24 protein-coding genes are annotated in these 23,617 nt (G+C 31.7%); 3 read left to right on the top strand and 21 right to left on the bottom strand.

Annotated features, from left to right (window positions below):
• Positions 1 to 405 (bottom strand): 30S ribosomal protein S16 (gene rpsP, locus AMN99_RS05915; RefSeq protein ID WP_075505825.1); only part of this gene is annotated, 405 nt, incomplete at its 3' end.
• A gap of 17 nt (positions 406 to 422) precedes the next feature.
• Positions 423 to 1,781 carry a signal recognition particle protein gene (gene ffh / locus AMN99_RS00020; RefSeq protein ID WP_075505826.1) on the bottom strand — a complete coding sequence of 453 codons (1,359 nt, stop codon included), beginning with the start codon at positions 1,779 to 1,781 and terminating at the stop codon, positions 423 to 425.
• A gap of 166 nt (positions 1,782 to 1,947) precedes the next feature.
• Here ffh and dapF point away from each other — a divergent pair, with 166 nt between their 5' ends.
• Together dapF and ftsY are read left to right on the top strand one after the other, a co-directional pair.
• Entirely contained in the window at positions 1,948 to 2,772 is an 825-nt protein-coding gene (gene dapF / locus AMN99_RS00025; protein WP_075505827.1) for a diaminopimelate epimerase, read from the top strand.
• A complete protein-coding gene (gene ftsY / locus AMN99_RS00030; protein ID WP_075505828.1) occupies positions 2,772 to 3,689 on the top strand; it encodes a signal recognition particle-docking protein FtsY in 918 nt (305 codons plus the stop codon). Before dapF ends, ftsY begins: the two co-directional genes overlap by 1 nt.
• Here the strand turns inward: ftsY and AMN99_RS00035 are convergent.
• The 14 genes from AMN99_RS00035 to AMN99_RS00095 form a co-directional block, all read right to left on the bottom strand.
• Positions 3,682 to 4,245, bottom strand: a complete 564-nt coding sequence (locus AMN99_RS00035) for a hypothetical protein (RefSeq protein ID WP_075505829.1) — start codon at positions 4,243 to 4,245, stop codon at positions 3,682 to 3,684. The genes ftsY and AMN99_RS00035 overlap by 8 nt on opposite strands.
• A 49-nt stretch (positions 4,246 to 4,294) precedes the next feature.
• The gene (locus AMN99_RS00040; protein WP_218836783.1) at positions 4,295 to 5,011 is read right to left on the bottom strand and encodes an alpha/beta hydrolase; all 717 of its coding nucleotides are present in this window, start codon (positions 5,009 to 5,011) and stop codon (positions 4,295 to 4,297) included.
• Between the two features lie 85 nt (positions 5,012 to 5,096).
• Positions 5,097 to 6,002 (bottom strand): DMT family transporter, encoded by a 906-nt coding sequence (locus AMN99_RS00045; protein ID WP_075505831.1) that lies wholly within the window; start codon positions 6,000 to 6,002, stop codon positions 5,097 to 5,099.
• A 17-nt stretch (positions 6,003 to 6,019) separates the two neighbouring features.
• Complete coding sequence (locus tag AMN99_RS05710; RefSeq protein WP_179850415.1) at positions 6,020 to 6,196, bottom strand: hypothetical protein; 177 nt, start codon at positions 6,194 to 6,196, stop codon at positions 6,020 to 6,022.
• The gene (locus tag AMN99_RS00050) at positions 6,197 to 7,525 is read right to left on the bottom strand and encodes an amidase (protein WP_075505832.1); all 1,329 of its coding nucleotides are present in this window, start codon (positions 7,523 to 7,525) and stop codon (positions 6,197 to 6,199) included.
• A gap of 6 nt (positions 7,526 to 7,531) precedes the next feature.
• Entirely contained in the window at positions 7,532 to 8,893 is a 1,362-nt protein-coding gene (locus AMN99_RS00055) for a TRAP transporter large permease (protein ID WP_075505833.1), read from the bottom strand.
• Positions 8,883 to 9,467, bottom strand: coding sequence for a TRAP transporter small permease subunit (locus AMN99_RS00060; protein ID WP_075505834.1), 585 nt, complete (start codon positions 9,465 to 9,467; stop codon positions 8,883 to 8,885). The genes AMN99_RS00055 and AMN99_RS00060 overlap by 11 nt, the downstream gene beginning before the upstream one ends.
• Positions 9,468 to 9,543: 76 nt before the next feature.
• Positions 9,544 to 10,704: a TRAP transporter substrate-binding protein gene (locus tag AMN99_RS00065; RefSeq protein WP_075505835.1), complete on the bottom strand. Its 1,161-nt coding sequence runs from the start codon at positions 10,702 to 10,704 to the stop codon at positions 9,544 to 9,546.
• Between the two features lie 125 nt (positions 10,705 to 10,829).
• Positions 10,830 to 11,903 carry an ABC transporter ATP-binding protein gene (locus AMN99_RS00070; RefSeq protein ID WP_075505836.1) on the bottom strand — a complete coding sequence of 358 codons (1,074 nt, stop codon included), beginning with the start codon at positions 11,901 to 11,903 and terminating at the stop codon, positions 10,830 to 10,832.
• Positions 11,896 to 12,975 (bottom strand): ABC transporter ATP-binding protein, encoded by a 1,080-nt coding sequence (locus AMN99_RS00075; protein ID WP_075505837.1) that lies wholly within the window; start codon positions 12,973 to 12,975, stop codon positions 11,896 to 11,898. Before AMN99_RS00075 ends, AMN99_RS00070 begins: the two co-directional genes overlap by 8 nt.
• Positions 12,975 to 13,823: a carbohydrate ABC transporter permease gene (locus AMN99_RS00080; protein ID WP_075505838.1), complete on the bottom strand. Its 849-nt coding sequence runs from the start codon at positions 13,821 to 13,823 to the stop codon at positions 12,975 to 12,977. Before AMN99_RS00080 ends, AMN99_RS00075 begins: the two co-directional genes overlap by 1 nt.
• Positions 13,824 to 13,826: 3 nt before the next feature.
• The gene (locus AMN99_RS00085) at positions 13,827 to 14,690 is read right to left on the bottom strand and encodes a carbohydrate ABC transporter permease (RefSeq protein WP_075505839.1); all 864 of its coding nucleotides are present in this window, start codon (positions 14,688 to 14,690) and stop codon (positions 13,827 to 13,829) included.
• A gap of 72 nt (positions 14,691 to 14,762) precedes the next feature.
• Positions 14,763 to 16,301 (bottom strand): extracellular solute-binding protein, encoded by a 1,539-nt coding sequence (locus tag AMN99_RS00090; protein WP_082255123.1) that lies wholly within the window; start codon positions 16,299 to 16,301, stop codon positions 14,763 to 14,765.
• Between the two features lie 18 nt (positions 16,302 to 16,319).
• Positions 16,320 to 17,381: an NAD(P)-dependent alcohol dehydrogenase gene (locus AMN99_RS00095; protein WP_075505840.1), complete on the bottom strand. Its 1,062-nt coding sequence runs from the start codon at positions 17,379 to 17,381 to the stop codon at positions 16,320 to 16,322.
• A 200-nt stretch (positions 17,382 to 17,581) separates the two neighbouring features.
• On the opposite strand from AMN99_RS00095, the gene AMN99_RS00100 reads away from it, so the two are divergent.
• Positions 17,582 to 18,613, top strand: a complete 1,032-nt coding sequence (locus tag AMN99_RS00100; RefSeq protein ID WP_256998077.1) for a sigma-54-dependent Fis family transcriptional regulator — start codon at positions 17,582 to 17,584, stop codon at positions 18,611 to 18,613.
• Here the strand turns inward: AMN99_RS00100 and AMN99_RS00105 are convergent.
• From AMN99_RS00105 to AMN99_RS00125, 5 genes are all read right to left on the bottom strand, one after another.
• Entirely contained in the window at positions 18,610 to 19,815 is a 1,206-nt protein-coding gene (locus tag AMN99_RS00105) for an MFS transporter (protein WP_075505842.1), read from the bottom strand. The genes AMN99_RS00100 and AMN99_RS00105 overlap by 4 nt on opposite strands.
• A gap of 6 nt (positions 19,816 to 19,821) precedes the next feature.
• On the bottom strand, positions 19,822 to 20,775 hold the full coding sequence (locus AMN99_RS00110) for a 2-hydroxyacid dehydrogenase (RefSeq protein ID WP_075505843.1): 954 nt from the start codon (positions 20,773 to 20,775) through the stop codon (positions 19,822 to 19,824).
• 7 nt (positions 20,776 to 20,782) lie between these two features.
• A complete protein-coding gene (gene glcF, locus AMN99_RS00115) occupies positions 20,783 to 22,072 on the bottom strand; it encodes a glycolate oxidase subunit GlcF (RefSeq protein WP_075505844.1) in 1,290 nt (429 codons plus the stop codon).
• Complete coding sequence (locus AMN99_RS00120; RefSeq protein ID WP_075505845.1) at positions 22,072 to 23,352, bottom strand: FAD-binding protein; 1,281 nt, start codon at positions 23,350 to 23,352, stop codon at positions 22,072 to 22,074. The genes glcF and AMN99_RS00120 overlap by 1 nt, the downstream gene beginning before the upstream one ends.
• Positions 23,306 to 23,617: FAD-linked oxidase C-terminal domain-containing protein (locus AMN99_RS00125; protein WP_306452572.1), on the bottom strand; the 312-nt coding region annotated here is incomplete at its 5' end. The genes AMN99_RS00120 and AMN99_RS00125, both read right to left, overlap by 47 nt.

A 23,617-nucleotide genomic window follows, 5' to 3' on the forward strand; every position in this document is an offset into this window, starting at 1 on the left:
TTCTGCTGCTGGAGCTGCTTCTGCTGCTGGAGCTGCTTCTGCTGCTGGAGCTGCTTCTGCTGCTGGAGCTTTAGGGGCTTCTGCACCATCTTCCTCTTTTTTATTTCTTTCTTTTTTAGGAACAGCTTTATTTGGATTGTTTCCAGCTGCTGGCATAGGGATTAAATCATTTTCACCTAAAATTCTTGCAACTCTTGTTGTTGGTTTAGCGCCTTGACCTAGCCAATATTTAATTCTTTCAGCTTCAAGACCTACTCTTTCTTTTTTATCTTTAGGAAGTAGTGGGTTAAAAAAACCAACTTTTTCTATAAATCTTCCATCTCTTGGGAAACGACTGTCAGCTACAACAACTTTGTAAACTGGTCTCTTTTTAGAGCCTCCCCTTGATAATCTAAGTTTTAACATTTGTTCTCCTTATTTTATTATTTTAGTTTATTAAATAGCTCTGGTGGTATCCCTTGATCAGACATACCTTTCAGATTTCCTTTTGACATCTTTTTCATCATTTCAGACATCATTTTAAATTGCTTAAGCAATTTATTGATAGTGGCTGGATCTGTGCCAGAGCCATTAGCAATTCTTTTTTTTCTTGAACCATCAATTATTTTTGGATTCTGTCTCTCTTTTTTTGTCATTGATAAAATTACAGCTTCATTTTTTGTTATTATACTCTCATCGATCCCTGCTGAATCCATTTGAGATTTAATTTTAGATACTCCTGGCATAAAAGACATGATCCCCTCAATGCCTCCCATTTTTTTCATTTGTCTTAATTGAGAAAGGTAATCTTCCATAGAAAATTGACCCTTTTTTAAATTTTCTTCAGCTTTTTTAATGTTCTCTTCGCCTAAATCTTGAGCAGCTTTTTCTACGAGAGAAACAATGTCTCCCATTCCTAAAATTCTATTTGCTATTCTATCTGGATGAAATACCTCAAAATTTTCTATTTTTTCACCTATACCCAAAAATTTTATTGGAACATTTGATACATATTTCATACTCACGGCAGCTCCACCTCTGGCATCACCGTCAGCTCTAGTTAATATTATTCCAGATAAGTTAACTGTGTTTTTAAACTCTTTTGCAACTGAAGCAGCAACTTGACCTGTAAGAGAGTCTGCCACAAGAAAAGTTTCTGCTGGATTAATAATACTCTCAATTTGTTTGATCTCACTCATCATTTGTAAATCAATTTGAGTTCTCCCAGCTGTATCAAACAAAATTATATCTGCTCCATTTAGATTTGCTGCACTCATGGCTCTTTGGCAAATATCAGTTGGTTGTTGACCTTCAATAATTGGAAGTGTCAAAATATTATTCTGTTCACCTAAAGATCTAAGCTGTTCTTGTGCTGCTGGCCTATAAATGTCCAAACTGACCATCATCACTTTTTTCTTTTTATTATCTTCTAAATATTTAGCTAATTTTGCAGTAGAAGTTGTCTTACCCGAACCCTGCAAACCAACCATCATCATAGGAACTGGTGGTACAGCATTTAAATTTATGTCTGCATTGCTAGAACCTAGTAAGTTTACTAGCTCATCGTAGACAATTTTTACAACCATATCTCCAGGAGAAGTTGATCTTATGATTTCTTGTCCTAAAGCTTTAGGTTTTACGTTTTCAACAAATTCTTTTGCAACATCTAAAGAAACATCTGCCTCAAGCAATGCTTGCCTAATACTTCTCAGGCCCTCATCTACCTGAGCTTCATTCAGAGAGGGTGCTTTTTTTAAAGAAGAAAAAATTTCTTCAAATTTATTTGTTAAATTTTCAAACATATATTTTTTTGTTACGCATAGCAGTAACGCACTAGTGGGCGAACTCTCGCTGACTAGTGTCGATCTCTTTGTTTCCAAAGACACCGCAAAGTTAATGTTTTTGCGGAAACGGCGACAACCTATAATAGAGGTTCAAAAAGTCAATAAATAAGTTAAATATCTAATTATGAATATTAAAGCATTTAAAATGGACGGTTTAGGCAATGATTTTGTAATTATTGATAATAGAGAAAAAGTTACAAATCTTACCAAAGATCAAATAGTTAAAATTTGTGACAGGAACTTTGTAGGATGCGATCAACTTATATTTATTAATAAAGACCAAAATTATGATGCTTCAATAGAATTTTTTAACTCTGATGGTGGGGTTTCTGGTGCTTGTGGAAATGGCACAAGGTGTGTGGCTAAGCTATTAGGTAAAGAAAAAAATAAAGGCACGATTATTTTAACAACTTTATCTGGCCATTTAAAATCTCATATTTTAGGAGAAAAATTAGTATCTACTGAAATTGGTTTGGGCAGAACTAAATGGAATGAAATTCCATTATCTGAAGAATTAGAAACTAAAAACTTAAATATTAAAATTGTTGATTCAAATAATAATGAATTTTTTGGAGGAACGGCTGTTAATGTGGGAAATCCTCATATAATTTTTTTTGTAAAAGACAACGAACAATTCGAAATAGAAAAAATTGGCCCAGAAATAGAAAACCACAAACTTTTTCCCGAAAAATGTAATGTCACAATAGCTACAATAATAAATAAAGAGTTAATAAAGGTAAAAGTTTGGGAAAGAGGAGCTGGTTTGACAAAAGCATGTGGAACTGCAGCTTGTGCTACTGCCTATGCTGCTAAGCAAGCAGGACTTGCTAGCGATAAAGTTAACATAGAATTTTCTACTGGAAGATTGACGATATCTATAGATGAAAAAAATAGTATCCACATGAAGGGTCCTGTTTCTGATATAAAAGAAATTAATATAGAAATTTAATGGGAATTTTCGAAAAATTTAAATCAGGATTTAAAAAAAGTGCTTCAGCTTTTACATCGGGCTTAAGAGATATAGTTATCAAAAAAGAAATTGATGACAAAACTTTAGACAGAATTGAAGATTATTTAATTCAGTCAGACGTTGGTGTAGCTTCTGCTTCAGAAATTAGAGAAATAATCTCAAAAACAAAAATAGATCCAAACAAAGATTTAACTGCTGAGATAAATAATATTCTTAAAGACTACATTATCTCAGTTATGAAACCTTTAGAAAACAATGAATTTTTTAAAAATAAAGAAAAACTTAATGCCATTTTAGTATCCGGAGTTAACGGTGTTGGCAAAACAACAACTATTGGGAAAATTAGTAAAATATTAAAAGAAAATGGAAATAAGGTTATGTTGGCAGCATCAGATACCTTTAGAGCTGCTGCTATAGAGCAATTAGAAAATTGGGCCAAAAAAATTGATGTTGAAATTACAAAATCTTCACAAGGTTCTGATCCTGCATCTGTAGCCTATAAGGCAATAGAAACTTCTATATCAAACAATTTTAATCAAGTTCTAATTGATACCGCTGGAAGATTACAAAATAAAAAAAACCTAATGGAAGAATATAAAAAAATAGCAAACGTTACAAAAAAAATAGATGAAAGCGCACCTCATGATGTGATTTTAGTTTTAGATGCAACTTCAGGTCAAAACGTTTTAAATCAAGTTGAAGAATTTGATAAAATTATTCCAATTACAGGATTAGTAATGACAAAATTAGATGGAACAGCTAAGGGGGGAATACTTCTGGCTGTAGCCAAAAAATATAAAATACCAATCATTGCACTTGGTTTAGGGGAAAAGGAAGATGATCTGCAAATTTTTGAAGCTGAAAAATTTGCTGATGCCTTTACGCAAATTACTTAATTAAAGTGCTTGATATTAAAGGTTTATAGAAACTACATCTAAAATTATCCTTAAATTTGTAGTGTCCACAATCTTTTGCAATAGATGAAATAATGAAATCAAATTTTCCATTAGTTGGATATAAATCTAATTTCTTTTCAACAATATCGTATTTGAAATTTACTTTTAAACTTTTAACAGCACTAATCATGACCAATGTTTTGTTATCCTTTAATAGATAATAAGCAAAATCATCTGGGAAAACTGGAAAATTATATTCCTTCAAAAAATTTTTTGCTTTCCTTGGGAACCATTCATAAGAAATTAATGGTGATGATACTTCTGTTTTATAATCATATATATAAAGATCTTTAGGGTAATCATTGATATAATTACTTACTTCCCCTTTTGCTAATATAGCTTTTTCTCTCGGTTTAAAATACAAAGCAAAATTTTCATCATGCGAGTTCATTTGATCAATAAAAAATAAATTTTCAATTGAAGACAAATTTTCTTTGGAAAAGGAAGTTCCCGAAATAAGAAAAGTCAAAAAAATACAAATAAATAATTTCTTCATGATTAGAAATTAATTAGAATTTTTGGAATAAAATTGTTTTGATTGTGGCTTAATTTAAACTTTTTATAAATGAACTTAGTTGAAAAACCATATTATTATCAAATTCCATCATATGATTGTCATGTTTGGTAAAATAAAAAGACTTTGGATCATTTGCTAAATCAAATATCTTCTTTCCCATTGAAAAAGGAACAATTTGATCTTTTTCGCCATGCATTACTAAAACTGGAATATTGATGTTTTTTATTTTTTCATCATTTTTATATTTATCTTTCAATATTAGGGAAACAGGAATGTATGGATAAAAATTCTTAGCTGCTGCTACCATTGAAGTAAAAGGTGTTTCTAAAATTAAGCCAGCATATTTTTTATTTTGAGACACCTCAGTTGCAATTCCTGTGCCAAGGGACTCTCCATAAATAATTAAATCACTGTCGCTCAAACCTTTATTTTTAAGCCAGTTAATTGCACTTTTTCCATCCTCATATAAAGCATTTTCAGATGGTTTTCCTAAATTTCCACTAAATCCACGCCAAGCGATAATTAAAAAATTTACATCCATATTTTTAAAATGATTCAATTTATGAATTCTATTTTCTAGGCTTCCTGCATTTCCATGAAAGTAAACAACGGTCTTAAATTTTTTCAAATCTTTTTTATGAAACCATCCTAAAAGGCTAACGTTATCTGCTGTTTGAATTTGAACTTTTTCTATTTCTACTTCTATTTTATCTCCTGAATAATTATTTTCCTGGGGATGATACATTAGATTTCTTTGAAATATAAACAGATAAGCTAGTAAAATAAAATATATAACTAAGATCCAAAATATAATTTGCAAAATTAATTTCCTAGGTTTTGGTATCATAATTTTTCTTTGCTAAGTAAACTCCAACAAAAACAAGTGCAGTACCAATATAATGAAATGTTTCTAAATTTTCATCAAACAATATAAATCCGTAAATTGCTGCATAGATAGTAAATACATACAAAGTAAAACCAGTAAGTGAAGCTCCTAAGCTTTCTTGAGCTTTAGTATATAAAGTAAATGCTATAATTCCTGGTGAAACGGCTGCAAATATAGTCCACAATAAAAAATCAGAATTAAATATAGTTTGTTCAAAATAAATTTCTTCTACCAAATAAAATGGAAATAAACTTACTGTACCAAAAAAAGATATCATAGAAAATCTAGTAAAAATCGATAATTGAGATTTCCAGTAAAATAAATAAATCGAATATAAGGCCCAGCCAATCGCAGCTGCCAACATCCATAAATCTCCAATGGTGAAATTTAAATTTAAAAGTAAATTTAAATCTCCTTTAATAATAATTGCTAAAACTCCAACTAAACACGAAATCAAACCAATAATTTTTAATAAATTAATTTTCTCTTTAAAAAATATTGCAGAAATTATAATTATAAAAATAGGAGATGAGGTATAAATAATTCCCATATTTGTAACAGTTGTCGTTTTACCTGCTAAAAAAGGAAAAGCCCCACAAACTCCACATCCCATTGCTCCTAGAAAAAATAATTTTGAGTATTCATTTTTAATAACTTTGAAATTTTTTTTTAATGATGAATATGTGAAAGGTAAAAGAAGTAAAAATACAAACGTCCACCTCCAAAAAGCTAATGAAATTGGGGGCACAAACTCAACACCACCTCTAGCAACAATTAAATTAGATGCCATGAATATTGGTTGAATAAATAAAAGAGATAAAGCTAATAAATTTTTATTTTGACTAGACAATTTTATATTAAGAAAAATTATTTTTTATCGAAAAACGCTTCGTAAACCATCATAAAAATTGCTCCACCCATTAAAATATAAACAGGAAGAACATCAAAAAATCCAATCATCGATGATCTAGTCAACGTTGTTGCAAGTCCTACTAAAAAAGCAATTGCGAGAAGAGAACCTAAAAATGTTGTAAATTTTTGCATTTAATTATTACATTCCTTTTCTAACCAATTAGCAACACCTAAAAATCTTTGATCATCGTATTTTGCGCCAATTAATTGTACACCTAAAGGTAAATTGTTTTCACCTTGAAGTATAGGTAATGATATACAAGGTGTACCTAAATAAGACCATACTTTATTAAATTCTGCCGTTCCTGTGCTTTTTAAACCTTTCAGTGCTACCCCAGGACTAGATGGGGATAAAACTCCATGATAATCCTCAAAAACTTCCTTATAAGATTCATAACTTCTTTTCATAAAATCTATAGCTTCTGCATATTCTTTTGCAGAATGTTTGTTACCATTTAAAATTGCATCTTGCATATACTTAGATAATTTTTTCTTATATTTTTTAAAATAGAGTGAAAAATTATTAGCTAAATCTGTCTCATGAATTATTTGATGGTATTTATGAATATCTTTAAAGTACGAAGGTGTATCAAAAACTTCGATATTATTTTTGAATGATTTTATAAAGTATTCAAATGCTTCTCTTGATTTTTTTCCAAGAAGCTTCCAATGATCAGTTTTGTAAAAAATAAATTTAGGATCAAACAAAGGTCCTTTTTTTGTTTCTGCTAACATTTCATCGCTAGAGTAATGAACTGTTGCTGTGTCATAATTATCTTTTTTGATTAATATTTTGGCAAGAAGAGCAACATCTTCTACCGATCTTCCAAAAACACCAATGTGATCTAATTTTTCAGATGTTTTAAGAACTCCATTTCTACTTATTAATCCATAACTGGGCTTATAACCAACAACTCCACAATAAGATGCAGGTCTTATAACCGAACCTCCTGTTTGAGAACCAATTGCAAGCGGAGCCATAAAAGAAGCTACTGCTGCAGCAGATCCACTGGATGATCCACCTGGAGTTCTAGAATAATCATGAGGATTTGTAGTTTTTGAGGGGCCTAAAAAAGCTAATTCAGATGTTGCTGTTTTTCCCATCACAATCGCACCAGCTGAAATTAATAAATCAACTATTTCAGCATTCTGAGAATATGATTTACCTTTTCTTATTGATGTTCCACATTCTGTAGGCATATCAAGAGTTCCAACAATATCTTTTACTGCAACGGGAATTCCATGAAGTGGACCAAGAGGTTTTCCTAAATTTCTATGTTCATCCGCCTCTGCTGCTTTTTCTAATAAAAGTTTTTTGTCAAAGTGCGCCCATGCTTTTACGTCTTTTTCAAATTTATTTATTCTGTCGATATAAATTTTGCACAACTCTACTGAAGTAATTTGAGAGTCTTTAATTTTTCCAGCAAGTTCTTCAACTTTTAACGAAAAAACATCTGTCATTTTTTTTTATTGTGCAAATAAAGTTTCCGGCAACCAAAGTGCTATTCCTGGGAACATATACATTAAAAACATTGCAAAAATTACAATTGCTAAGAAAGGCATTATTCCTCTAAATATATCCAAAAGTTCTACATTAGATTTTTGAACTCCTTTTAAATAATAGGCTGACATCGCCATTGGTGGAGTTAAGAAAGAAGTTTGTAAATTTAAAGCAATTAACATTGCAAAGAAATATGGATTAACACCAAATACCTCTAACAATGGCAAGAATATTGGAACAAAAATAATCAAAATTTCAGTCCATTCTAAAGGCCATCCTAAAAGGAAAATGATTATTTGAGTAATGATTAAAAACTGCCACGTAGTAATATTTATAGAGGTAAAGAAGTGCTCAAATACTTCGTGTCCACCTAAATAAGAAAATACTGATGAGAAAGTCCAGGAACCAATAAACAACCACATAATCATTGCAGTTGTCTTGGCGGTTAAAAATACAGACTCTTTAAAGTTTTGCCATTTAAGTGTTTTATAAAACCAAGATAAAAGGATTGCTCCAAAGGCTCCTGCTGCAGCTGCTTCTGCTGGAGTTGCAATACCTGCTAAAATAGTTCCCAAAACAAGCATAATTAAACCAAACAGCGGAACGAAAGAAACTAAAACTTCTTTTAGAATTTCACCAGTTGGTGGGATATCTTCTTTTGGAGGTCTAGGAGCTATCGATGGATTTAACCATGCTCTAAATACTGCATAGGCAATATAAAGACCTGCTAAAAGTAAACCTGGGAATATTGCTGCTGCAAAAAGTCTTAAGGGTGATAGTTGGGCTATTACGGAATAAACAATAAGCATAATGCTTGGTGGAATTAAAATTCCTAAACATCCACCAGCACAAATTATTCCTGACGCAAATTTTTTATCATATCCTGCTTTAACCATTGCAGGCCAAGCTAACAGTCCCATCAAAGTTACAACGGCACCAATAATTCCTGTTGCAGTCGAAAATAAAGTACACGTAATTAATGCAGCTACCGCCATTGAAGCTGGGAGCTTGTGTGCAGCCAATCTAATTGCAAAAAATAATTTAGCTACAATTCCTGCTCTTTCAACAAGATAGCCCATGAATAAAAATAAAGGTACAGCAGTAAGAACATTGTTGTCCATTACTGTGTAAGTGTTTTGAACAAACAATTGGAATATACGATTATCAAAAATGTGCTCCATCATTGTTGCATCGTAATAAGCAAAATATCCAAACCCAATTCCCATAGCCATTAAAGTAAAAGCAATCGGAAAACCTAAGAGAACTGCAAACAAAAACATACCCATCATCAAAATTGCAATTTCTGGATTTGTTAAACTAAATAACATTTTTATCGTCCTCTTCTTGAGCTGTTCTCATTAAAACTTGTTCTGTTTCCTCAGCCACAACCATTCTTGCTGGCCACTGTCCTGTTTGAATACAAATAATTGATCTGAATACTTCGCTAATCCCTTGAATGATTAATAAAACACCAGCAGCTGGTATCATTGTTTTAACCATATAAATCTGAATTTGAGCTGGACTACTCCAACTGGTCTCTTTTATTTTCCAAGCAAGCGCTGCGTACTCGTATCCGTAAAAAGCTAATGCAATTACTCCAGGAAAAAAGAAAATAAAATATAATACTAAATCAATCCAAGCCTGGGTTCTTTGACTAAACAATCTATATATAACATCACCTCTTACGTGAGACTCGGTAGCTAAACAATAAGCTCCTGACATCATTAAAATTGCACCATACATTTGCATACTAAAATCAAAATTCCATAACGTTGGAGAATTAAAAACATAAGCCATCACTACTTCATAAACAGTTCCTCCCATTAAAACTACGATGCACCAAGAAAAAGCTTTTCCCATCGATGTGCTGAGAGTATCTGCAAATTGAATAAATGACCTCATATCAAAGAAATATATTAAAATACGTGTAAAAAAAAGGGGGTTTTTCAACCCCCTTTTAAATTTATTTTAAAGTTAATTAGATTTTAACTTTTTCGATTGGACCAAACTCATTTTCATAAGCTAATTTGTAGTTCGGTTGATTCATCAACAGATACTTCATAGTTCTCTTAGCGTATGCTTTTTGTGAGTCTACTACTTTTTTGAAGAAAGCGTCTTTAGCAGCAAACTCTCCTACAACTTTATCCCAGCCTTTTAATTGCTCAGCTAAAATTGCATCAGATGTTTGGTAAACGTTTACCTTATGCTCATTCATCAACTTAGCAAGGTCAGTTGAATATCTAACCAATGCTTTGAAGTAGTTATCTGAGTTTGCAGCATAAGCAGCATTTCTCAAGATAGCTTGATGAGCTGGTGAAAGGCTATCGTATCTTTTCTTGTTAATCGGCACTTCAAACATTTCCTGAGATTGGTGGAAACTTCCTAAGTGATAATGTTTAGATACGTCTTGCATTCCAAACTGTGAGTCTGATGTTGGGTTGTTAAACTCAGCAGCATCAATCAAACCAGTTTTCATTGCCGGTTGGATTTCACCACCTGGTAACTGTCTTACAACCATTCCCATAGCAGTTAAAACGTTAGTCGCTAGACCAACAGTTCTATACTTCATACCTTTAACATCAGATACTTTAGTTACGTTCTTTTTGAACCAACCAAAAGGCTGAGCAGGCATTGGCATATGGAAGAAACCGTAGTAATTAAATCCTACGCTTTTTACAGCTTCATCGTATAAAGCTCTTCCTCCACCATACTCCATCCATCCCATAACTTCTTGAGATGACATTCCGTATGAAGGACCTGTTCCAAAAAGAGATGCAGCAGGGTTTTTTCCGTACCAGTATGCTGTCACCCAGTGACCCATATCTACTACTCCAGAACTAACCGCTTGTCCAATTTCAGAAGTTTTTACAACTGCTCCAACTGGTTGAACGTCAATTTTTAATTTACCATCTGACATATCGCTAACCATTTTCGCATAGTCTGACGCCATTTCGAAAAAGATGTTAGCACCTGATGGCCAAGCAGCTTGCATTTTTAAAGTAACGTGACCGTCACCTAAAGCAATGTTTGGCATAGCTACTGCTGCTGCTGTTGCTGCACCAGTTGCTGCCGCTGCTTTAAAGAACTTTCTTCTTGAAGGAGTTTTAGAACTCTTCAAAGATTTCTTATTCTTAATCATTTATTCTCCTCTAGTTAATTAACTTGGCGAGCACTAAAACATATTTTCATATTAGAGTCTTTCTAAAAAGTGACCTAGAATGGGTTAGATAGGATTTTTTTGCAATTATAGGTAGAATTTAAAACTTAAATTAATTTATTATTTTCGTAAATACAGCACTTTTCAGCTGGAATATGAAGTTTAATTTTTTCACCTGAAATTTCGGTTTCTCTATTAACTTTAGATTTAATTTCAAAATTATCCATTCTCGCAGTAATTAATTTGTAATTACCAAAATCTTCAACCTTTTGAACATTCACATCAACAAGATTTTCACTTTGATTTTTTGCAATTTTAATAAACTCAGATCTAATTCCTAATTTTATATTTTTATTTTTTAAATTAGACAAATTTGTATTCGTTTTAATTATTGTATTATTTATTTTAACAGTATTTTCTGAAGTTGCTTCACTATCAAATAAATTCATAGCAGGTGAACCAATAAAGTAACCAACAAAAGTTGTATTAGGTCTTTCAAATAATTCTTTGGGCGAACCTGTTTGTACAACTTCTCCTTCGCTCATCACAATTATATTATCTGCAAATGTCATGGCTTCGTTTTGATCATGTGTTACATAAACTAACGTTGTTTTGTATTGTTCGTTTATTTCTTTTAGGTTTCTTCTTAATCTAAATTTTAGATCAGGATCAATAACAGTTAAAGGCTCATCCATTAAAACTGCAGCAACATCTTCTCGTACCAAACCTCTTCCTAAAGATATTAATTGTTTTTGATCTGCTGTTAATTTTCGCGCAGGAGAGTTTAAAAAAGATTTTAAATTTAAAGTTTCTGCAACAGAGTTGACTCTTTCATCTATTTTGGCTTTTGAAAAGTCTCTGCACTTTAATGGAAAAGCAAGATTTTCAAAAACTGTCATGGTGTTATAAATTACTGGAAACTGAAAAACTTGAGCAATATTTCTTTCTTCTGTTTTTAAATCTGTAACATTCTTATCATCAAATAATATTTTTCCAGCTGATGGTCTTACTAATCCAGAAACAATATTTAACATCGTTGTTTTTCCACATCCAGAAGGACCTAAGATTGCATATCTATTTCCGTTCTCCCAAGTCATCGAAAATGGATTTAATGCATAAACTGGATTTGGATCATTTGGATTGTAAGAATGTGAGATATTACTTAAATCAATTTTAGCCATTGTTTCCTCCAAATGGTGAGGATGCTAATTTACCATCAGCAGCAAAGGCATAAGCTCTATCTATTTTAAAATCTATTTTAATCTTGTCATGAATTTTAAAATTCAAAACCTCTTCTATAGACATAATAATTTTTATAGTTCCTCTTTTTAAATGGAGTAAAGTTTCAGAACCACTAATTTCAGCAAGCTCAACTTCAAATTCATGACCATTTTCATTAAGTTCAATGTCTGAAGATCTTAAACCAATCTTTAGTCCGCTATCTGTTAACTTTGATAAATGATTAGGCGCTTTAATTTCAATACCTTCAAATCTTATTTGCTCATTTGATATTTCTGCTTCAATAATATTCATAGGTGGGTCGTTAGAAATTTCAGCAACTTTTAAAGAACTTGGGTTCTCAAATATTTCTTTTGCTGGACCTACTTGTAGCACTTTCCCCTCATCTAAAACAATTACTTCTCCATTTAGTTCCATGGTCTCTCTTGGGTCTGTAGTAGAATAAATTAAAATAGTTTCATCAGCTAAACCCTTTGAAAACAAACTCTTAAATTCCTCTCTAAGCTGTTCTCTCAATTTGTAATCTAAATTAACTAAAGGCTCATCTAGCAATAATATTTTAGCATTTTTAACTAATGATCTTGCTAGAGAGACACGTTGTTGCTGACCACCAGACAACTCCTGTATTTTTCTGTTTTCATAGCCAACTAACCCAACTGATTTTAAAGACTCCATTACTTTATTTTTGATTTCTTCATTATCGATTTTTCTTTGTCTCAAAGGAAAAGCAATATTTTCAAATACATTTAAATGAGGGTAATTAATAAATTGTTGATACACCATAGCTACATTTCTTTGCCAAACTGGAACCTTTAAAAAATCCTTACCATCAAATTCGATAGCACCGCTATCTGGAGTTAAAAGACCAGCTATAGTTTTTAGTAAAGTTGTTTTACCTGACAAAGTTCTTCCAAGAATTGTGTATAAATTCCCCTCTTTAAAATTAAAGGACACTTCATTTAAGTGATATTCTTCACTTGGTTTATAGGTTAAGTTGTTAGCAATTAAATTCATTATTTAATTGCTCCTGATAGGTTTCCTTTAGATAGATATCTCTCAACTATGAAGGCTACTATAATTAATGGTGCAACTGAAACCAGGGCAGATGCTGATAAGCTCCACCATGGAGTAACAGATGAGTTCAAAGCAACAATTTTTACTGGTAATAACTGTACTTCTGTGAAAGTTAAAATGAATGCAAAGAAAAAGTCTATCCATCCAAAAATAATACAAAACATACCAGCAACAATTAATCCTGGTATTGAGTTTGGTAGCACCACTTTTAAGAAAGCTTGATAAGGATTACATCCATCAATCAAAGCTGTTTCATCAATCTCTCTTGGAACTTTATTAAAGAAATCAACCATAATCCAAACTGCAATAGGCATCAGTAAAACAATATAAACTACAATCAATCCTACGAGGCTATCTAATAAATTAATTGAACTTAGAAATAAGAAAAATGGAATTGACAAAACAATTGGCGGCATAATTCTTTGAGAAATAAAGAAAAATGTAATGTCATTATTTTTTACAAAACCTGCTTTAAAGGTGTATCTGGATAAAGCATAAGCTGACAATGTGCCAAGAATTATACTAATTAAACTTGCAGTACAGGTTACAAATAAACTATTGAAATAAGGTTCTACTATATCAACTCCACCTTTAGCTGGAGATTTTATCAAAACTTTCCAACCCTCTAAATTAGGTTCAAAATCTACCCATGGTATATACGTAACTCCCCCATTTACAGATTGAAAATCTTTAAACGATGTAGTTAAGGCCCAAAGAAAAGGAGCAACAACAAAAACTGCCCAAAAGACAATAAAAAAATATTTTAAAAATGTATAAAGCTTGCTCATAATTTATTCTTTTAAAAGTAATTTAGTTAAAACCTTTGCAATAATTGTTAAACTTATGATCATAATAATTAAGTAAGTAAAAGACATCGAAGCTGCGTATCCCATTTGAAACTCTCTCAATCCCTTAATAAAAATATAAAAACTTGATGTTTCTGTTGAGGTACCTGGACCTCCTGATGTTAGGACATATACCGTATCCATAATTTTAGATGCCTCAATTAATCTTATAATTATTGCCCCAATTGATATAGGTGCCATTAGCGGAAAAGTTACATAAATAAACTTTCTGACTGGACTAGCTCCATCAATTGCAGCAGCTAAAAATGGTTCTTTAGGTAATGACAATAAACCTGCTAATAAAAGTAGAAACATAAACGGTGTCCACTGCCAAACCTCAACTATAATTACTGTAAATTTAGCTAAAGCTGGGTCTGTTAACCATTTCGGAGATAAACCAAAATTAGATAAAATATCATTAACAGGTCCTAAAGACTCATGAAAAAAAGTTCTCCAAATAACAGTCATAATTACTGGAGTTGTCATCATTGGAACTAAAAATAATACTCTAAAAAATCTTTTAAATTTGATGTCTTTCCAAACCATATGTGCAAGAGCAAATCCAATTACATACTGGAGAATTACTGTTGTAACAGATAAAAAACTTAATCTAAAAAAAGATTCCCAAAATCTTGGGTCGTCTGTAAATAGACGGATATAGTTTTCTATACCTATAAAATCTAAACCTGGATTATAACTATTCCATCCAGATAAACTTAATCTAACAACAAAAATAATTGGAAAGATTAAAATTCCAATCAGCACAAATAGACCTGGAAACAGAAAGAAATATTTATGCTTAAAGTTCATTTGTAAAATTGGATTATATTATGTTTTTTATATGTGGCCATTTTAATAAACGGCCACATAAATTAAGTATTATTATAGTTGGTTATCTTCCATTTTAACACCAACAGCGTAGGCATCTCTTACTGCTTTTTTACCTACTCTGCTTACAATTGCTTCCCACTCTTTAGCAACTTCGTCTAACGCTTCTTGAGGAGACAATTGTCCTGCTAAAGCTTTAGAAGTTCCTGTAGCAACAGCACTTGTAAACTCAAATACACCTGGAACTCTTAGAGGGAAAACTCTATTTTTACTTTTCTCCATATCTAAAAGTGTTTGAGTGTAACTGTTAGCGATCTCTGGATCCCAACCCATACTATTAATGTAAATATTAGGGTCGAAGTCAGAGTTTTTGAAAGGGTTAACACCAAATCTACCAATTGCTAAGTCAGCTTGGTGGTTTGCTCCATTTGAGAAGAAGCAAAGATAATCAAACGCCATATCTTTTACTTTACTTTTCTTAGCAACACCAACTGCCCAACCCCAAACAATGTAAGGAGCTTGGTTGTATTGGTTTTCCCAGCTATTTGAAACTCTGTTCCAAACTTTGTTAGCACCTGGAAGAGGAGCTGCACCTACTTTGTTTTTAATAGGGCTATCATCCTGCATCGCTGCAATAAACGCATCATCCCATGAAAAACTAAATAAAGTTTGTCCACCACCAAATGATCCAATTTCGTCACCTAGACCAAAGTTAGTTCCCCCTGGAGGAACATATTTAGTAGCTTCAACCCAATCAGTTAAAGCTTCAACGAAACCTGGATTATTAATGTTTGGTTTCATAGTTTCTAAATCAAAAAAGAAACCACCTGGAGTTCTTGGATTTTTAGCATATGCAACTGATCTGCTGAAAAAAGCTGCGAACATTAAGTCGTCTTTTTTCATAACTTCAGCTGAACCATATTCTAACTCACCATCTCCATCCCAGTCCCAACCATTAAAGAATTTTGCCATCTCAGCATATTCTTTCCAAGTTGTTGGAACTTTTAGATCTTTTCCTGTTTCTGCTTTATATTTTTTTTGCATTTCAGGATTATCAATGACGTCTTTTCTATATTTTAGATAGTGTCTGTCACCATCAACTGGATACTGGTACATAGTTCCATCCCAAGATGATACACCCATATGAGATTTAGTTACGTCTTTCATCTCTGTTGAGTTCATATACTTCTTAGGAACTGGTGCTAAATATCTTTTCCAGTCATTGATAAAGTTAGAAAATCCAAACACAATATCGTAAGGTGCTTGTCCAGCTTGAAAAGGAACCATTGCTTTAGAATACAAATCACCCGCTGGTGTATGAGTAACTTCAACTTTAGCTCCAGTTAATTTTTCAAACTGTTCAGCATGAAGAGCTGTTGGCTCTCCCATTACTGGAATTGCGTGAGTATTTATTTTAAGAGTTTTTCCTTTGTAATTTTTCTTAGACATTTCCTCATAAGAACAATCACCTGGAATATCTCCTGTTGCTTTGATATGTGGGAATTGATCACTCCACTTATCAGCATATGCCATAGGGCTAAATATCATCATACTTGATATTACAGCCGTTAAGCAGGTTTTTATTATTTTCATTATCACCTCTCTTTTTTTTTATGGAACTAAAACAGCTCGTCCCTTAACCTTACCATCGTTAAGATCATGAAGCGCTTTATTAGCATCGTCTAAACTATACTCCTGCATAGAGAGCTTAACTTTACCTCTGTCAGCTAACTCCATTAATTCATATAATTCAGACCACGTTCCCACTAAATTACCTACAATTGTTTTCTCAGAAATAATTAAATCAACTGCAAGTGATTTAATTTCTTCTCCATATCCAACTATGTAGTAAAAACCACCATTAGAAGTCATTTGAATTCCCATGGCAGTAGATCCTTTTTCACCTACGAAATCAATTACAGCTTCAGAACCTTTTCCTTTTGTTAGTTCTTGAACTTTTTCAATTTCGTTTCCATCAATTAAAACTCCGTGGTCACCACCAAGTTCCATTGCATGTTTCAATGCTGCTTCAGATTTTTCAACAATAATAATATCTGCTGCACACATGGCTTTTAAACATTGAATAGCGATGTGACCTAAACCTCCTGCGCCAATAATTGTACAGCTCTGACCAGGTAGCAAATGTCTTGTTGCTTTTTTTACCACTCTATAAGCTGTAAGACCTGCATCTGAAAAAGGTGCAACATCTTTAGGCGCTAATACTTTTGGAAGTTTAATTAGATTTCTAACACTAGTTTTTAATAGTTCAGCGTAGCCACCTTCTTTAATACTTAATCCAGGAAATGCACCTGCTTCAGCATGCATATCATTACCTCTTCTACAATCTAAACAAGTTCCTCCTGTTCCAGAAATAAGTGGGTGTAATATTACAGGATCACCCTTTTTAAATTCAGTAACGTCTGAACCTACATCCTCTACCCAACCAGCATTTTCATGTCCCATTACACATGGTAATAATTTTCCATCTGGATCTTGGATATGTTTCCATACTCCTTCAATAATATGTAAATCAGTTCTGCAAACTCCTGCAGCACCAATTTTAACTATAACGTCAGACGCCTTTTTAATTTTAGGATCTGGCATCTCCTCACCTGTGACCCAGACCTTTTCTTTCATTTCAGGGTCATATTTATGCAAAACCTGTGCTTTCATTATTATCTCTCCTTTAATATTTAAATAACACTATTAAAATTCTGATATAGAATGGAGTCAACGGTATCTTTATATGTACAAAAAGTTAACAATTACAACCTGTGGTTGGTTGTTGTATCTAGAAAAACAAATAAACTTTTAAAATGTCAAACTTAAGTCACTCAAACAGCGAACTTAGAAATATCCTACACAAAAGGAATATGAGCTCTTATGAGATGGGAAAAGATATTAATGAAAGTTGGTTGAGATGTATTAGTGAAGGCCTTGATCCGTTTAATGATCCTAAACAAAGTGTAATTTCATCAATCGAATTAAAAGAGATAAAAGAGCGAAATGAAACTATCAGAAGAATAATTATTCCTGAACTAGAACTTTTATATTCCCAAATAGCAGGAACAAATTTTATGGTGGCTTACTCAGATGAGAAAGGATTAGTCTTGGATACAATTTATGACAAATCTTGTTTACAAACTGACGTTGGTAAAACAGTAATACCAGGTTCAATTTGGGCAGAAAAAATTTGTGGAACAAACGGTCTTGGATTATCTGTTGAACTAAAAAAACCAACTATCGTTTCAGGTAAAGAACACTTTTTTACTGCTCATGAAAATATTTCGTGCTTTGCAAGTCCAATCATAAATTATGACGGTAAAATTATTGGTATTATTGATGCTTCAACAGACTCAATGTCCAGAGAACAACATACGCTAGCTTTAGTAAGACTTGCAACTAGAAGTATCGAAACCAAATTGTTTATTAAAAAGTTTGAAAACGAATTAATTATTTCTTTTCACCCAAGACAAGAATATCTAACTACAACTAGTGTTGGGATGCTGGCAATAAATGGGGATGGATTAATTGTGGGCGCAAACAACAATGCAAAAATTATGCTTAACGGACTAGTTGACTTGAAAAATGAAAATTTTAATAAAATTTTTACAACTTCATTTTCATCAATTGCATCAGATATCTTAAATAATAAAACTCTAAAGATAACAGATCATTTAGGTTCATCTGTTTTTGTGGTCAAAAGTCAAAATTTTAAAGAAAGTAAATTTATAGAAACTGGCAAACAAAACAAAACTTACGCTTGTAAAAATTGTGAAGATACAAAAATTAAAAGAGAAAAATGTATCTTAATTAGATCAACTTTTAGTGAGACTAATAATATTTCTGCAGCATCAAGAAAATTGGGTGTATCTAGAACTACAATTTATAAACATCTAAATTAATTATTTTTTAATAAAAAATATAAATAAGAAGTTAAAGACGAAACTAGTACAAAAGACATTGCTAATTGAAATGAAACAATTTCAGAGTAGTTTAAACTTAATCCTAAATCTATAATAAGCCCAATTATCCATTGCAGAAAGAAGGCACCTATAAATATCAATAGATTATAAGAAGTTAGAGCTTTACCTGCATTAGAAACAGAAAAAGCCATTCCAACAGCTGGCTGGATTAAGGACAAAAATACAGCTGAAACTATAAATAATGCCCAATGAATTGACTCTGTATTTGGACCTAGATAAATAATTACACCCAATACCAATAAACTTAATGGTGAACCATATTTCAACAATCTGATTGCATCATTAACGTTCTTTGAAAATTTTGGAACAAAATATCCCCATATTAAAAATGATAGCAGCATAAAAAAATAAATTAAAAATAACCCTTTTGCACTTTCCTCTGGTGTATAACCAGATACTTTTGTCATCCAAGGACCAGCCCATAGAGTTTGGATAGCAAATAATCCTCCAGTGCTAAAAAAGCCCATTGGAATAACACTTCTGAAGAATTGATTTTGCCAAACAATACTCAATTTTGCATCATCCTTTTTCTGATTACCTTTTGAAGTCCACTGAGGGATAAAAATAATTATCAAAATTATACAAACCAAAGTTATGAAAGCTAAAAGAAAAAATATATTTCTCCAACCAATTATAGGTAAGAAAAATTGAACTGGTAAACTTGATGACAACATACCAATTGCACCGACCATTAACATCCATGAGTTTGCACGTTGTTGGGTTTCATCTTGATACCAAATCCGATAAGCTGTCAAAGGCCCCATTAAACAAGCTCCAACACCAACTCCTATAATTATTCTTGATACTAAAAGAGTTAAAAAATTCTGAGCGAGAGCAAATATTAATAAACCAACAATGGTTAATGATAAAAAATATGAAACAATTTTTCTTGGACCTCTCATGTCTAACATATAGCCTAAAGGAATTTGTACACTTGCAAATCCTAGAAAATATCCACCTCCCAATAATCCAAGCTCTCCTGCAGAAAGATTAAATTCATTTACTAATTCAGGTGAAATTGTTGCAGTTATTGCTCTTAAGAGAGTAGAAATAAAATATCCTAAAGCAAAAACTAAAAAGATTATAATAGCTTTTGATTTAGCTAGAACAGGTTTATTCATTAAAATTTAGTTAACTTTATTAACGCAATTACCAGTTCTAAAAAATTCTTCTATATTGTCTATCGCTAAATTTCCCATTGCAATTCTAGTATCTTTTGTAGCGCTTCCTAAATGAGGCAGAACAAAAACACTCGGGATTTTTAAATAACCAGGATTTAAGTTTGGTTCATTTTTATAAACATCTAATCCTGCAGCATAAATTTTTCTTCTATTCAATGCATCAATCAAAGCTTCATCATCAACTATATCACCTCGAGCAACATTTGTTATCACAGCACCTTTAGGGAAATACTCAACTGTCTCTTTATTTATTAGGTTTTCTGTTTCCTTTGTAGCTGGGCAACAGATAGATAAAACATCTGAAACTGAAAAAAGACTTTTTATACTATCATGATAAATTGCACCCTGCTCTTTATCCTCACTTAACTTTGAACGATTATGATAATGAATAACCATGCCTAAAGATTTAGCAATATTCGCAATCTTTTGACCGATACGACCCATACCTAAAATTCCTAATCTTGTTCCTGTTAACTGTTTTCCAATTAAATAATCTGCAGACCATTTCCATCCACCCTCACGAGCAGACTCGATTCCCTCTGACGCTCTTCGACAAGCTCCTAATATAAGTAATATTCCTATCTCAGCAGTAGCATCTGATAAAACCTCTGGAGTATTAGTGACAGCAATACCTCTTTTTTTAGCAGCATCTAAATCAATGTTTCCAAAACCAACTGCAAAATTTGAAATTATTTTAATACTATCTGGAAGTTTATTTATTGTATCAGCATCTAATTTTTCAGTTAAAGATGATAAAATTCCATCACATCCTTCGCTCATTTCAATAATTTTTGATTGTGAATAAAGTTCATCATTTGAATTAAATTTAGCTTCAAATAATTTTGATGCTTTATCTTCGCTCTCTCGGATCAGTCTTCTAGTAATTAAAATTTTTTTCATAAAACCCCTATTTTAAAATTTCAGGTTTGGGACCGCCTGTGTACCAATCCAAAACTTCAATTGTATGTAAAATTGGGACTTTAGTACCATGAGAAATTTGGGTAATACAACCAATATTTCCTGTTGAAATAAAATCAGGATTTAAACTTTCTATATTATTTACCTTGTTTTTTAATAGTTGTTTTGCAATTTTTGATTGTAAAATATTGTAAGTTCCAGCTGATCCACAACAAATATGTCCTTGTGGAATTTCCATAATTTCATTGTCAGTTTTTTCAAGTAATGAAATTGGTTGTGAATGGACTTTTTGACCATGCTGCATTGAACATGCAGAGTGATAAGCAACTTTATATTTCTTTCCTTTAGATTTTATATTTAACTTTAAACTTTCAAAAATATATTCAGAAATATCTCTTGTGAGATCTGATATGACTTTAGCTTTTTTACTTAATTCTTTGTCATCTCTAAAAATAAAACCATAATCTTTCATGGTAGTACCACAACCCGATGTATTAGATAAAATTGCGTCTAGATTTCCCTTTTGATGCTCCTCATACCAAGTATTTATATTGTTTTTAAAATCTTGGTGAGCATCCTCTTCTTTTCCTAGATGGTGATTTAAAGATCCACAGCAACGAATTTTTTTTGGAACTACAACTTCAACCCCATGTCTATTTAACAATCTAATTGTTGCTTCATTTATTTGAGGTGAAATTTCTTTTTGTACACACCCAGTTAATAAAGCAACTCTTGCTATTCTTTTCTTGTCTGAAACTTTATAAATCTCTTTAATAGGTAAAGTTTTTTTTGGAAAAGTTGTTGGCATTAATTCAATCATGTCTTTAATCTTTGTAGGCATTAAGAATTTGAATGGTATTGCCAATTTAACAAAAAAACTTGAAAGTCTAAATACTTTAACATTTGGTAAAGTGATTGATAAAAAATATCTAATTAGTTTATCAAAAAAAGATCTTTGATAATTTTTTTCAATATATTTTTTTCCATGATCTATGATGTGCATGTAATTTACACCAGCAGGACAAGTAGTCATACAGCTATAACATGAAAGACAACGATCAATGTGCTTAACAACTTTTTCGGTTGGTTTTCTATTATTTTCCAACATGTCTTTTATGAGATAAATTCTACCTCTTGGTCCATCCAATTCATCACCTAACAGCTGATGTGTAGGGCAAGTAGCATTACACATTCCACAGTGAACACACTTTTTAAACACTTTTTCTGTAGCAAAATTATCAGAATCTTTAAGTTGCTGTTCAGTAAATTTTGTCTGCATTAAATTCCTCTATACATTTTTCCAGGGTTTAAAATTCTTTTTGGATCAAAACTTTTCTTAATTTTTTCTGAAATCATCAAACGTATGTCATCAACTGTAAAAATTGATTCTCCATAATCATAATCTGCAGAAGTTTTTATTACAGTTAAATAACCACCAGCTTCTAAAGCTATTTTTTTTAGCTCTTTTATTTTTTCTTCTTTTTGTTCATCAACTTCTATCCAGAATAACGATCCACACCAATCTACAAAATATTTATATTTATTATCTAAAAATTTTAACAAATTCGATCCTTTTGCTGGAGGAATAACCATTCTGATTAAATTATTTTTTGTATTTTCAAAAATTTCTAAATTATTGATTTTTTTCCAAAATGGTTCCGATTGATAAACATCTAAAGTAGAAATTTCAAATTTATTAAGTTCAAGCTCTTTACTTAAATTTTTAATTTTTTCCTTAATTGAAATTTTATCTCCCTCTACTCTAAAAGCTAGAAAAGAAGTATTTGATTTTAAATCATTAAATTTTAATACAGAATTTTTTTTCTTTAAAAAATCATCATCCTTTGATTTATTTGGAACATATACTGCTCCTGATATTTCACTGCTTGAACTAGATAACTTAATAAATAAATCAAAAATCTCTTCAAATTTATCAATATAAATTGCGATTGTATTTGATGAATCTTTTTTTGGTAAAACTTTTAAAGTGATTTCTGTTAAAGCTACTAAAGTGCCAAAGGATCCAGCTATAAGTTTTGACAAATCATAACCAGTAACATTTTTAACTACCGTTCCACCTGATTTGATAAGATCCCCTTTACCGTTTACTCCTTTAAAGCCCAAAACATGATCTCTAACACTTCCAACTTTAAACCTTCTAGAGCCTGCATAATTACAAGACAAATAACCTGCAACTGTTCCTTTGTTGGATGCACCATTTTTTATGTAGCCAAAATCAATAGGCTCAAAAGCTAATTCCTGATTATTTTCATCAAGTATTTTTTCAACTTCTTCAATTGGTGTGCAAGCCTTTACTTTAATATACAGTTCTTCAGGTCTGTAATCTATTATGCCTGTTAACTTCGAAAGTGACATTGTATTTGCTGATTGAGCTTTATTTCCTATAAAGCTTTTAGAATTATTTCCTATTATTTCTGTAGGAGAGTCTTTTTTGTAAAGTTCTTTAATTAATTCTGAAACTTCACTCTCATTTTTTGGATAATAAATATTATTAGAATCTTGGAAGATCTGGGAATTTATCTTTGCTTTTGTGGACATGAACCCTTCCTTCCTCCGCGCACTTTCTAAGAATAGGATATACTTTTCCAGGATTTAACAAGTTTTTTTCATCTAATGATTTTTTAATATCTAACTGTTGTTGAATATCATTATCATTAAACATCTCACACATAAGTTCTCTTTTTTCGATACCAACTCCATGCTCTCCTGTGATTACTCCTCCAAGTCTTACGCAAGTTTTTAATATTTCTGATCCAAACTCTTCAGTTTTTCTCAACTGCTCTTTATCATTTCCATCAAACAT

The organism is Candidatus Pelagibacter communis (assembly GCF_001180225.1).
In the GTDB taxonomy this organism is placed as follows: domain Bacteria; phylum Pseudomonadota; class Alphaproteobacteria; order Pelagibacterales; family Pelagibacteraceae; genus Pelagibacter; species Pelagibacter ubique_D.

Bases quoted from the DNA above. Each gene is read 5' to 3' on its own strand.
- ffh (WP_075505826.1), bottom strand. From the start codon at position 1,781: ATGTTTGAAAATTTAACAAATAAATTTGAAGAAATTTTTTCTTCTTTA.
- dapF (WP_075505827.1), top strand. From the start codon at position 1,948: ATGAATATTAAAGCATTTAAAATGGACGGTTTAGGCAATGATTTTGTA.
- ftsY (WP_075505828.1), top strand. From the start codon at position 2,772: ATGGGAATTTTCGAAAAATTTAAATCAGGATTTAAAAAAAGTGCTTCA.
- AMN99_RS00035 (WP_075505829.1), bottom strand. From the start codon at position 4,245: ATGAAGAAATTATTTATTTGTATTTTTTTGACTTTTCTTATTTCGGGA.
- AMN99_RS00040 (WP_218836783.1), bottom strand. From the start codon at position 5,011: ATGTATCATCCCCAGGAAAATAATTATTCAGGAGATAAAATAGAAGTA.
- AMN99_RS05710 (WP_179850415.1), bottom strand. From the start codon at position 6,196: ATGCAAAAATTTACAACATTTTTAGGTTCTCTTCTCGCAATTGCTTTT.
- AMN99_RS00050 (WP_075505832.1), bottom strand. From the start codon at position 7,525: ATGACAGATGTTTTTTCGTTAAAAGTTGAAGAACTTGCTGGAAAAATT.
- AMN99_RS00055 (WP_075505833.1), bottom strand. From the start codon at position 8,893: ATGTTATTTAGTTTAACAAATCCAGAAATTGCAATTTTGATGATGGGT.
- AMN99_RS00060 (WP_075505834.1), bottom strand. From the start codon at position 9,467: ATGAGGTCATTTATTCAATTTGCAGATACTCTCAGCACATCGATGGGA.
- AMN99_RS00065 (WP_075505835.1), bottom strand. From the start codon at position 10,704: ATGATTAAGAATAAGAAATCTTTGAAGAGTTCTAAAACTCCTTCAAGA.
- AMN99_RS00070 (WP_075505836.1), bottom strand. From the start codon at position 11,903: ATGGCTAAAATTGATTTAAGTAATATCTCACATTCTTACAATCCAAAT.
- AMN99_RS00075 (WP_075505837.1), bottom strand. From the start codon at position 12,975: ATGAATTTAATTGCTAACAACTTAACCTATAAACCAAGTGAAGAATAT.
- AMN99_RS00080 (WP_075505838.1), bottom strand. From the start codon at position 13,823: ATGAGCAAGCTTTATACATTTTTAAAATATTTTTTTATTGTCTTTTGG.
- AMN99_RS00085 (WP_075505839.1), bottom strand. From the start codon at position 14,690: ATGAACTTTAAGCATAAATATTTCTTTCTGTTTCCAGGTCTATTTGTG.
- AMN99_RS00090 (WP_082255123.1), bottom strand. From the start codon at position 16,301: ATGAAAATAATAAAAACCTGCTTAACGGCTGTAATATCAAGTATGATG.
- AMN99_RS00095 (WP_075505840.1), bottom strand. From the start codon at position 17,381: ATGAAAGCACAGGTTTTGCATAAATATGACCCTGAAATGAAAGAAAAG.
- AMN99_RS00100 (WP_256998077.1), top strand. From the start codon at position 17,582: ATGAGCTCTTATGAGATGGGAAAAGATATTAATGAAAGTTGGTTGAGA.
- AMN99_RS00105 (WP_075505842.1), bottom strand. From the start codon at position 19,815: ATGAATAAACCTGTTCTAGCTAAATCAAAAGCTATTATAATCTTTTTA.
- AMN99_RS00110 (WP_075505843.1), bottom strand. From the start codon at position 20,775: ATGAAAAAAATTTTAATTACTAGAAGACTGATCCGAGAGAGCGAAGAT.
- glcF (WP_075505844.1), bottom strand. From the start codon at position 22,072: ATGCAGACAAAATTTACTGAACAGCAACTTAAAGATTCTGATAATTTT.
- AMN99_RS00120 (WP_075505845.1), bottom strand. From the start codon at position 23,352: ATGTCCACAAAAGCAAAGATAAATTCCCAGATCTTCCAAGATTCTAAT.